This window comes from Achromobacter sp. SD115 (genome assembly GCF_017355315.1).
Classification (GTDB): domain Bacteria; phylum Pseudomonadota; class Gammaproteobacteria; order Burkholderiales; family Burkholderiaceae_B; genus Achromobacter; species Achromobacter xylosoxidans_B.
On sequence record NZ_JADIJM010000013.1, the window covers coordinates 97,919 to 108,441 of the forward strand.

The window sequence follows — 10,523 nt, forward strand, 5'->3', positions numbered from 1 at the left end:
TGTCAGGGGGGACGGGCGCCAACAGGGCCTCAGCCCGCCAGCTTCATGTGGATGATGGGGCGGGGGCGGCCCGAGTCGTCCTGCGCCGAACGGCCCACGTCCTCGAAACCGTAGTGCTTGTAAAAGCCATGGGCCTGGGGGTTCTGCTCGTTCACGTCCACCAGCAGGGTGCCGTGCAGCGAACGCGCGAAATTCAGCAGGCGCCGGCCCGCTCCCTTGCCGCGCTTGTTGGCGTCCACGAACAGCATTTCGACCTTGTTGCCATTCAGGCCCATGAAGCCGGCGACCTCGCCGGCATCGTCCTCACAGACCCAGACCCGTACCGAAGGCAGGTGGGTGTTGAGCACCTGCGGGTACATGGCCTGGATTTCCTTTTCCGTCAGGAACGTGTGGGTGGCGCGTACCGAACGGAGCCAGATGTCCACCAGGGCCAGGTCATCGCCGTGGTTGCGTTCTCGGATATTCATTTTTCTAATGGTTTTACAGGTCGGGTGCCGGCGTGGTCCTTGGCCTGCGCCGGGCTTTTTTGCCGCTAGAGCCCTGCGCGGTAGAGCTCGGTCGCCGCCAGGACGGTTTCCATTTGCACAGTATGCGCGAAAACGAATCGGTCGCCGTAGACGGTTTCATCCGGAAACTCCGAAATCAGCGCCATGGGCAGGTCTTCGCGGTCGCTTTCGCTGATCTGCACCGGGATGCCGTTCAGCACATCGAATCCGGTTTCGAGCGCGTGCGCCTGGAATAGTTCAAGCTGCCGGGCATTGAACTCGACCAGGCCGGGGACGTTGCGGGCCAGCCTGGCGGTCACGCCTTCGATCAGGCGGCGGGCGCGATCGCCCCAGCCCGGATGATGGCGCAGCACCAGGAAGAAGCCCTTGGGGATGGTCCACAGCTCGAAGTGGCGCGGCAGATAGCCGGACAGCGGCCGGGTCCATTCATGGGCGGGATAGCCGTGCAGATTGATGTGCAACTGCGCGCCGCTGATGGCGTGCGCCTGGTGGCGGCCTTCGCGCTCGAAGAACGGGGCGCGTTCGCGGTAGGCGATGTCATCGCCCAGCGCGCTGTAGCGCGAGGCATGCAGCATATGGCGCGGGTGGTGCTCGCGCAGGCGGTTGAACAGCGCGTAGCCGTCCGGATTTTCAGCGGCGATCAGGGCGAAATGGGCGTCGCCGCGCGCGGCCAGCGTTTGCGCCGCGCGCAGGGCGCCGACCACGCCGGAGGTTTCATTGGCGTGCTGCGCGCCCGAGATGAAGACGGCGGGACCGGGGCCGCGCAGATAAGTGCCCAGCACCGGGCGGCCCTGGCGCGAGACGGCCTGGAAGGCGTCGCCGCCGAACGCGGCCATGCAGCCGGCGATCTGCCCGGCGGACAGCGGTTCGCGGAGCTGGGCCAGCGGCGCATCGGGCGCGGCGGGAGCGACGGGCGTCAAAGCCCCGAAATGTTCCAGCGAGATCTGCACGCGCGCCGCCCCGTCGTGGCGGCGGATGTCGGGAATGATCTGGCCCGGTTGCAGCCCGCGGTCGCCGGACGGGCGGCCGGAATGCTTCTGGAAGTGTTCCAGCAGCGAGAAATAGATGTCTTCGTGCAGCGCTTCGAAGGTGCTGACGATTTCCTCGTCCACCGGCAGGGCGAAGTCGATGCCCGGCAGGTCCACGCGGATTTCCAGGCGTTCGAAATAGGGCTCGTGCGCACCCCAGGCATGGTTGCGCACCGTGTCCACGATGGCGCGGAATGCCTGCTGGTACTCGGTGGCCTGCGCTGCATCAGTCTGCAGCGCGCCCTCGGCGTCGCGCACCCGCAGCCAACCGGTGGGCGAGAGCTCCGGCGTGCCGTCCTGGGCGTAGCCGATCTGGTTGGGCGCATAGACGCGCGTATCGATCTTGCGGCCGTCAATGTAGCTCAGGCTGACGTCGTAATGCAGGTCGTCCGCGCCGGGCTGCATTACGACGTCCACGCCGTCCAGCAGCGCGATCAGCGGATAGGCTTCCAGCGTGAAGCGCTTGGCCTGGGCTTGTTCGTGCAGCGGATAGCGCACCACGACGGACGCCAGCCCTGCGCGCTCGACCTCTTCCAGGAAGTAGTGCAGCAGCGGCTTGTAGGCGCTGCGAAAGCGCGCCGTGACGCCGGCCTGGGCCAGGCGTTCCTGCGCCGCGCGGCGCGCCTCCACGCCTTCGAACAGCCAGCCTTCCACGACCGCGCCGCGCCAGGCCGGCGCCATGTAGGCGTGGGTCCAGGCGTCCAGCGTGCGGTCGAATGTTTTTTCCAGCAAAGACATACTCGATATTCCTTTCAGGCGGACCGGGGCGGCTTCAGACCTTGCCGGTCGGGTCCAGGCGGTCGCGCAGCCAGTCGCCCAGCAGGTTCAGGCCCAGTACCGTCAGCATGATGGCCAGGCCCGGGAAGACGCTGACCCACCAGGCCGTCTGCATATACGTGCGGCCGTCGGCAAGCATACCGCCCCAGCTCGGGATCATGGGATCCACGCCCAGGCCCAGGAAGGTCAGGCTGCTTTCCAGCAGGATGTTGTTGGCGACGTTCAAGGTCATCAGGATGACCAGCGGGCCCAGCAGGTTGGGCACGATGTGGTGGCGGATCATGGCCAGGTCGCGCACGCCGAAGGCGCGGGCGGCCAGCACGAACTCGCGCTCGCGCAGGGCCAGGACCTGGGCGCGCACCAGGCGCGCGTATTGCACCCACTGCGACACGATCATGAAGAAGATGACGTTGAACAGGCCGCCGCCCAGGATGGCGATGAAAGTGATGGCCACCAGGATGAACGGCAGTGCCAGCTGCACGTCGGCAAAGCGCATCACGATCATGTCCCAGAAGCCGCGGTAGTAGCCGGCGATCAGGCCCATGACGATGCCCAGCAGCGCGCCGCCTACGACCGAGACGAAGCCCACCGTCAGCGAGATCTTGCCGCCGACGATGACGCGCGCCAGCACGTCGCGGCCCAGCGGATCGGTGCCGAAGGGATGGGCCGCCGAAGCGAAGGGCGCGGTCAGGCGGGCGGCCAGGTCCATGGCTTCGCCGCCATCGGGGAACAGCCAGCCGGAAGTCAGTACCAGCAGGATCATGGTGCCGGTCAGCACGGCGCCCAGCACGAATTCCAGCGAGCGGTAGCGGCTGCGGGGCTTGGCCGCCTTGGGGGCGGCGGCGGTGGGAGTAGTAGTCTGCATAAGGCTCAGCGCGTGCGGATGCGGGGGTCGACGATGCCGTAGGCGATGTCGACGATCAGGTTGACCAGGACGATGACGGTGGCCAACACGGTGACCGTGCCCTGCAACACCGGGTAGTCGCGGCCGGAGATGGCATCGAACGCCAGCGTGCCCAGGCCCGGCCAGTTGAAGACCATTTCAATCACGACGATGCCGCCGATCAGGCCGCCGAACTGCAAGCCCAGGTAGGTGATGAGCGGAATCGCGCAGTTGCGCAGCGCGTGCTTGTACAGCACCACGCGTTCCTTCAGGCCCTTGCTGCGCGCCACCATGATGTATTGCGCCGACAGCGTTTCCAGCATGGTGGTGCGCACCAGCCGGATGTTGGTGGCGCTGAGGATGATGGCCATCGTCAGCGACGGCAGCACCAGGCTGGCGGGACCGCTCCAGCCGGACGGCGGCAATAGCGGGAAGGTGATCGACAGCAGCAGCACCAGCATCAGCGCCAGCCAGAAATTGGGGAAGGACAACCCCACCAGCGACAGGATGCGTATCGCCTGGTCGGTGGCCTTGCCGCGCTTGATCGCGGCCTGGATGCCCAGCGGCAACGAGATCAGAATGGACGCCAGCAGCGAAGTGAACGCCAGCATCAGCGTGGCGGGCAGGGCGTCGCCAATCAGCTTGGCGACCGACGTGCCGCCCATGAAGCTGCGGCCGAAATCGCCGTGCAGCAGTCCCTGCATATAAGACAGGTATTGCTCGTGGAAGGGGCGGTTCAAGCCCAGCGCCTGGCGGATATTGGCCAGGTCCTGCTCGGTGACGCTGCCCGAGCCCTGGCTGAGCATCAGCGCAGGGTCGCCGGTCAGGCGCACGGCATAGGAGACGAGCAGTGTCACGGCCACGATCACGAAGACGGCCTGCAACACGCGTTTGATGAGAAATCCGGTCATAAATCACCACCCCGGCTTGCGCCGGGACGGGTCGGTGGGGTTAATGCGGCAACGGACATCGCCGACGCTTCAACGTATATCAATCTAGCGGGATGCCGCGGAGCCGGCTTTGCCGGTCCGCAGGCATGCCCCCTGGGGGGAAGCGCGCAGCGCTTCGGGGGGGAGCCCTCCTTGCGGAGCCGGCTTTGCCGGTCCGTAGACATGCCCCCTGGGGGGAAGCGCGCAGCGCTTCGGGGGGGCCTACTCTATAGCGGCGTTCAGGAAGCGGAAGCGGATGTCGCCCGGGACCTCCAGGTCCTTCACGCGCTTGTTCACCCCGACTATCGTGTTCAGGCTGTACAGCGGCAGTTCCAGCGCTTGGTCGGCCACGTAGCCGGCGATCTCCTGCAGCATGGCTTCGCGCTTCTTCACGTCGTAGACCGTGCGCTGGGCTTCCAGCATGCCGTTGAGCTTGGCGTCGTTATCGTACGGGTTCCACTTCTGGCCCGTGTGGTACATCAGGTAGGCCGTGTTGTCGTAGTCGTAGGTCCAGCCGCCCCATTGGTTCTGCCACATCTCGCCGGTCTTGCCGCCGGGGATGATGTCGTTGAGCAGCACGCCGGTTTCATACGGCTTGATGGTGGCGCGCACACCCACGCCTTGCAGGTAGCCCGACACGGCCTGGGCCACTTCGCGGAAGTTCGAATCGCTGCCGCGCACGTCGATCTGCACGGTGGCGCCCGGCTTCACGCCGGCGGCGGCCAGCAGCTTCTTGGCTTCGGCGGGGTTGAAGGGCAGCGGCTTTTGCTCGGGGTTGTAGCCGAAGGACTGCGGGCCCTGGAAGCTGGCGATGGTCTTGGCCTGGCCCAGCAGCAGCTGCTTGACAATGGCATCGCGGTCCACCGCCATGATCAGCGCGCGGCGCACGTCGCGGTTCTGCGTGATGCCGTTCTTGGTGTTGTAGCGCAGGGCAAAGGCCACCGGGCCGCCCGTGGAGATGACGTCGGCGTTGCCGGACTTCTTCACGGTTTCGATCAGGCCCAGCGGGATCAGGGTGGCGATGTCGATGCGGCCGGCCTGCAGTTCGGCCACCTGGGTGCCGGGCTCGCCGATGAAGCGGTAGACCACCTTGTCCAGCTTGGGCTTGCCGCCCCAGTAGTCGTCGTTGCGCGCCAGCGTCACGTTGACCTTGGGTTGGTAGCTTTCGAACTTGAACGGGCCGGTGCCGACCGGGTTGATGTTGAAGTTGTCCTCGCCCTTTTCCTTGATGTACTTGGGCGGCACGATCATGGCGCCGTAGCCGGCCAGCTTGGTCAGCAGGACGGGATCGGGCTGCTTCAGGATGAAGTCCACGGTGTATTCGTCCACGACCTTGATCTCGCCGATCGAGTCGTAGTTGGCTTTTTGCGGGCCCTTGGCGCCTTCCGCGCCCAACAGGCGCTCGAAGGTGAACTTCACGGCTTCGGCGTTGAAGGGTTCGCCGTTGTGGAACTTGACGCCTTCGCGCAGCTTGAAGCGCAGGCGCTTGTTGTCGTCCAGGTATTCCCAGCTGGTGGCCAGGCCCGGCTGCAGCTTCAGGTCGGCGCCGCGCATGGTCAGGCCGTCATACAGGTTGCTGCCCACCGAACCCCAGAAGGTCACGAAGGTGTCGATCGGATCCCAGCTGCCCGGGTCCTGGTTGATGGCGACATTGAGCGTGCCGGCGGCATGCGCGGTCGAGAAGACGGCGGGCAGCGCGCCGCCCAGCGCCAAAGCCAGGGCGGTGGCGGTGTAGGTTTTGCGTAGGGAGAGCATGTTCAACTCCAGGGACGGGAAGTCGGGTCGGCCGACGTGGAAAGAGGATGCGGCTCAAGCCGCGCGGGCCACCTGGTGGCCGGGCGCGAATTCAACCAGGGGAATGATGGCGGGCTCGTCGCCGACGCGCCGTACCGGACTGGGGATCTCGCCTTCGATCAGCGAGGTGTCGATGTGGCGGCCGGGCTCGGCCACGGGTACGGCGGCCAGCAGCTTGCGCGTGTACGCGTGCTGCGGCGATTCGAAAATCTGGCGGCGGGTGCCCAGCTCGACTATCTGGCCCAGGTACAGGACCGCGACGCGGTGGCTGACCTTTTCCACCACCGCCATGTCGTGCGTGATGAACAGATAGGACAGGCCGCGGTCCTTCTGCAGGTCCATCAGCAGGTTCAGGATCTGCGCTTGGATCGACACGTCCAGCGCCGACACGGATTCGTCGGCGATGATCAGCTTTGGGTTGCTGGCCAGCGCGCGCGCGATGCACACGCGCTGGCGCTGGCCGCCCGAGAATTCATGCGGATAGCGCTTGGCGTGTTCCGGCTTCAGGCCGACCTGTTCCAGCAGTTCGCCGATGCGGCGGGCGATGGCGTCCTCGCCGCTCAGCAGGCCGTGCGTGCGGATCGGCTCGGCGATGCTGAAGGCCACCGTCTTGCGCGGATCCAGCGAAGCGTAGGGATCCTGGAAGATGTACTGAATCTCCTGGCGCAGGCGCTGGCGACCGGCGCTGTCCATCGAGAAAATGTCCTGGCCGTTGTAGCGCACGGCCCCCGAGGTCGGCGCCACCAGCTGCTGCAGGGTCTTGCCGATGGTGGACTTGCCGCTGCCGGATTCGCCCACCAGCGCCAGCGTTTCACCGGGGTAGACGTCGAAGCTCACTTCTTCCACGGCGTGCACGCGATGCGTGACGCGGCCGAAGAAATTGTGGCCCACGTCGAAGCGCGTGGTCAGCTTCTCCACGCGCAGCACGGGCTCGTCGTAGGTCGCTGTGTCCTGCTCGCGGGTTTCGCCCACTTCGCGCAGCGTGTCGCCTTCCAGGACAGTTTGCGGCGTGCGCAGCGGCAGGTCGCGGCCCGTCAGGCTGCCCAGGCGCGGCACCGCCGCCAGCAGCGCACGGGTGTAGGGATGCTTGGGCGCGTTGAATATTTCGTCCACCGTGCCTTGCTCGACCTTTTTGCCGCGCAGCATCACCACCACGTCGTCGGCCATTTCCGCCACCACGCCCATGTCGTGCGTGATGAAGATCACGGCCGTGCCCAGATCGCGCTGCAGTTCGCGGATGGTGTTCAGGATCTGCGCCTGGATGGTGACGTCCAGCGCCGTGGTCGGTTCGTCGGCGATCAGCAGGCGCGGCTGGCACGACAGCGCCATCGCGATCATCACGCGCTGACGCATACCGCCCGATAGCTGGTGCGGATAGCGGTCCAGCATCTGCTCGGCGTCGGGCAGGCGCACCTTTTCCAGCAGCTTGCATGCGGACTGGCGCGCGGCCGAACGCGACAACTGCTGGTGCAGCATGATGGCCTCGACGATCTGGTCGCCGATGGTGAACACCGGGTTCAGCGAGGTCATCGGCTCCTGGAAGATCATCGCGATGTCGTTGCCGCGGATGGCGCGCATGTCTTCGTCGGAGGCCGCGGTCAGGTCGATTTCGCGGTCGGCGCTGTCGCGGAACAGGATCTGGCCCGTGGCGATGCGGCCGCTGGTGTAGTCGGTCAGGCGCATGATGGCCATGGACGTGACCGACTTGCCCGAGCCCGATTCGCCGACGATGGCCAGCGTCCGGCCGGGGCGCACCTCGAAATCCAGGTTGTCGACGGCGCGGAACACGCCATTTTCGGTATTGAAGTCGACCGACACGCCGCGCACGGACAACAGCGGGGCGGAAGTGGATGCAGTAATGCTAGACAACGTGGATTCTCACAGCGAGGTGGCGGCGCGGGCAGCCTGGTCGTACAGGCCCGAAAGGGCGCGCAGGGTGTTGGCCAGCTGATGGCTGGCTTCGTCCGCGGCGGGGGAGTCGATGAAGGGTTTGACGAGGCACTGCTCGCGCACTTCGGCGTAGCGCTGGATCGCCGCGGCGCCAGCGTCGGTCGCCGTGTAGATCACTTCCTTGCCGGTCTTGGCACCTTGCACCACGCCCAGGCGCTCCAGCTTCTTGAGCGAATAGTTCACCAGGTGGGTGTCTTCGACATTGAGCGTGAAGCAGATGTCCGCCAGTTTCTTGCCGCGGCCGCGATGGAATACGTGGTTCAGCACCAGGATGTCCAGCGAGGTCAGCTCGGGCAGTCCCGCACAGGCCATGCAGCGCACCATCCAGCGGTTGAACGCATGCGAGGCGATGATCAGGCCGAATTCGACTTCGGAAAGCTCGGGAGCTGAAGAGGCCAGGTGGGAGGAGGAAACAATGGCGTCCCGGACGGATACAGGCATGGGCTGGCAGGGAAAGGGGACGGATCGGCGATAAAACGTTGGCGAATTATTGACGATTTGTGGATATGGCCGTATCCGGGATAACCCGTGTGCAACCGGTGTGAACAAGGCGGGCCGCAGGCTTTCGGACGCCCCTTATTTATCCGCTCCAGATGCTCGAATAAAAAAGGCCGGGACCAAAAAGCAGCAGCTGGCGGCGCGGCTGAGCTGTTAGCGTTTTGTTTCATATCAAATCACGCTTGGCGCAATCGTGATAGTTCCGCACCCCGGAACTATGGCATTCAGGCCTCAATTAATCAGTCTTTATCTCCTAATTTCATTTAAGTACCTTGATAGTAGCCTGTATACAATCAGATATTTATTGTCATTAATTGTGCGTTAAGGCAAACTTGGCAAACATTTAGTTTCATACATAGACAACAAGGAGCGCCGCGCACGTCCGCAGGCGCCGTACCGGCATGAATCATTACTGGCGCCTGCGCATGGCCGCGGGCATGTTGGCGGCTGGCTTTTTTCCCGCCGGTTCCGGCGCTCAGCCGCTGCCCGAGGCGGCCCTGCGTGCCACCGAGATCGAACGCCGCCAAGAGCAGGAATTGGGCGCGCAGCGCGCCCGCGCGGCCGAACGGCCAGACGTGTTGTCGCCCGCCGGGCCGGCTGCCGGCGGTTTGGTCCTGCCGGTCGAAACGCCTTGCTTCGCCCTGAAGGAAGTCGTCTGGGACGGAGCGCAGCCTGCCGAATCGCTGGCGCGCGCAGCCGATGCCGTGATTGGCCATTGCGTGGGCGGCCTGGGGCTGCGGGCCTTGCAGGAACATCTGATCGGCCTGTTGATCGATCGCGGACTCGTCACCGCGCGGGTGGTCGTGCCGGAACAATCGCTGGCTGCGGGAACGCTGACGCTGCGCTACCTGCCGGGCCGTATCTCCGCCGTCAAGGGCGAGGGCGCCATAGGCTGGTGGCGCACGGCCTTGCCCACCGGGCCGGGCGGCGAAGTGAACCAGCGCGACCTGGACCAGGCGCTGGAGAACATCCGCAGGCTGGGCAGCCAGGCCGACGCGGCCATTGACGTCGCGCCCGGACCGGAACTGGGTGATTCCGACATTCTCATCCGTCCCGGCACCGGCAAGCGCTGGCATGGATACATCGGCGGCGACAACGCCGGCATGGACGCTATCGGCAAGTACCAGGTCAACGCCGGTCTGACCCTGGACTCGCCCTTGTTTCTGTACGACCAGTTGTCGGTGTCATGGAACAGCAATGCGCGCTGGCGCGACGCGGAGTCGAACACGCGCGCGGCTTCCCTGAACTACAGCGTCCCCTTCGGCTACTGGACCTTCTTTGCCGGGGCCAGCAAATCGACCTACCGGCAGACCGTGGCCGGCTTCGATGAACCCATCATCTACGGCGGCACCACCAAGCAGGTGCAGGCGGGCGTCTCGGTGGTGCCGTATCGCGGCGCCACTTACAAGGGCACCTCATCGCTGACCCTGCTGCGCAAGCGCACCACCAGCACGCTCAACGATGTGGACATCGAAGTGCAGCGGCGCGACGTCACGGGTTACGAGTTCAACCTGGGGCATCGCCACTACCTGGGGCGCGCCGCGTTGGACATCGGCGGGGGCGTGCGCGGCACGCTCGCAGGACTGTCCGACCGGCCCGGCTACGTCTATGGCGATCCGGACTGGAACGGGCGCAGCACCATCGTTTCGGCCAACGCCGGCCTGCATCTGCCGTTCGAGTTGGCGGAGCAGCCCTGGGCCTACCAATTGAACTGGCAGATCCAGCACGCCAAGACGCCCATCGTGCCGTCCGACTACTTCACCATCGGCAACCGCTATGCGGTGCGCGGCTTTGACGGGCAGATGACGCTGGCCGCCGAGGACGGCTGGACCTTGCGCAACGACTTGTCGCTGGGCCTGGACAAGCTGCTGCGCGTGCCTGGCCACCAGTTGTACACGGGTCTGGACGTGGGCCGGGTGGGCGGTCCGTCGGCGGCGTCGCTGTCCGGCCGCACGCTGGTCGGCGCCGTGGCCGGGCTGCGCGGACGGATCGCCATGCCCTATGTCAATGCCAGCTATGACCTGTCTGCCGGCTGGCCGCTGAAAAAGCCTGAATCCCTGAAAACCGCCTCGACCGTGTTCGCGGCGGTGCTGATGTTCGAGTTCTGACCCGGCGGCCGCGTGCCGCCTGACCGCCGTCCATTCTTAGTCCACCCGGA

At 65.5% G+C, this 10,523-nt stretch carries 8 protein-coding genes; 1 reads left to right on the forward strand and 7 read right to left on the reverse strand.

What is annotated here, in order from left to right; genetic code table 11:
* Positions 1-29: 29 nt before the first annotated feature.
* The 7 genes from IPU70_RS19050 to IPU70_RS19080 form a co-directional block, all read right to left on the reverse strand.
* Entirely contained in the window at positions 30-467 is a 438-nt protein-coding gene (locus IPU70_RS19050; RefSeq protein WP_013394898.1) for an acetyltransferase, read from the reverse strand.
* A 65-nt stretch (positions 468-532) separates the two neighbouring features.
* Positions 533-2,272: a peptidase M14 gene (locus IPU70_RS19055; protein ID WP_207469369.1), complete on the reverse strand. Its 1,740-nt coding sequence runs from the start codon at positions 2,270-2,272 to the stop codon at positions 533-535.
* 34 nt (positions 2,273-2,306) lie between these two features.
* On the reverse strand, positions 2,307-3,176 hold the full coding sequence (locus tag IPU70_RS19060) for an ABC transporter permease (protein ID WP_207469370.1): 870 nt from the start codon (positions 3,174-3,176) through the stop codon (positions 2,307-2,309).
* A 5-nt stretch (positions 3,177-3,181) separates the two neighbouring features.
* On the reverse strand, positions 3,182-4,105 hold the full coding sequence (locus IPU70_RS19065) for an ABC transporter permease (RefSeq protein ID WP_013394895.1): 924 nt from the start codon (positions 4,103-4,105) through the stop codon (positions 3,182-3,184).
* A gap of 240 nt (positions 4,106-4,345) precedes the next feature.
* The gene (locus IPU70_RS19070; RefSeq protein ID WP_207469371.1) at positions 4,346-5,878 is read right to left on the reverse strand and encodes an ABC transporter substrate-binding protein; all 1,533 of its coding nucleotides are present in this window, start codon (positions 5,876-5,878) and stop codon (positions 4,346-4,348) included.
* Positions 5,879-5,932: 54 nt separating this feature from the next.
* Complete coding sequence (locus IPU70_RS19075; RefSeq protein ID WP_242702587.1) at positions 5,933-7,786, reverse strand: dipeptide ABC transporter ATP-binding protein; 1,854 nt, start codon at positions 7,784-7,786, stop codon at positions 5,933-5,935.
* 9 nt (positions 7,787-7,795) lie between these two features.
* Positions 7,796-8,308, reverse strand: a complete 513-nt coding sequence (locus IPU70_RS19080) for a winged helix DNA-binding protein (RefSeq protein WP_207469372.1) — start codon at positions 8,306-8,308, stop codon at positions 7,796-7,798.
* Between the two features lie 458 nt (positions 8,309-8,766).
* On the opposite strand from IPU70_RS19080, the gene IPU70_RS19085 reads away from it, so the two are divergent.
* The gene (locus tag IPU70_RS19085) at positions 8,767-10,473 is read left to right on the forward strand and encodes a ShlB/FhaC/HecB family hemolysin secretion/activation protein (RefSeq protein ID WP_207469373.1); all 1,707 of its coding nucleotides are present in this window, start codon (positions 8,767-8,769) and stop codon (positions 10,471-10,473) included.
* Positions 10,474-10,523 lie beyond the last annotated feature (50 nt).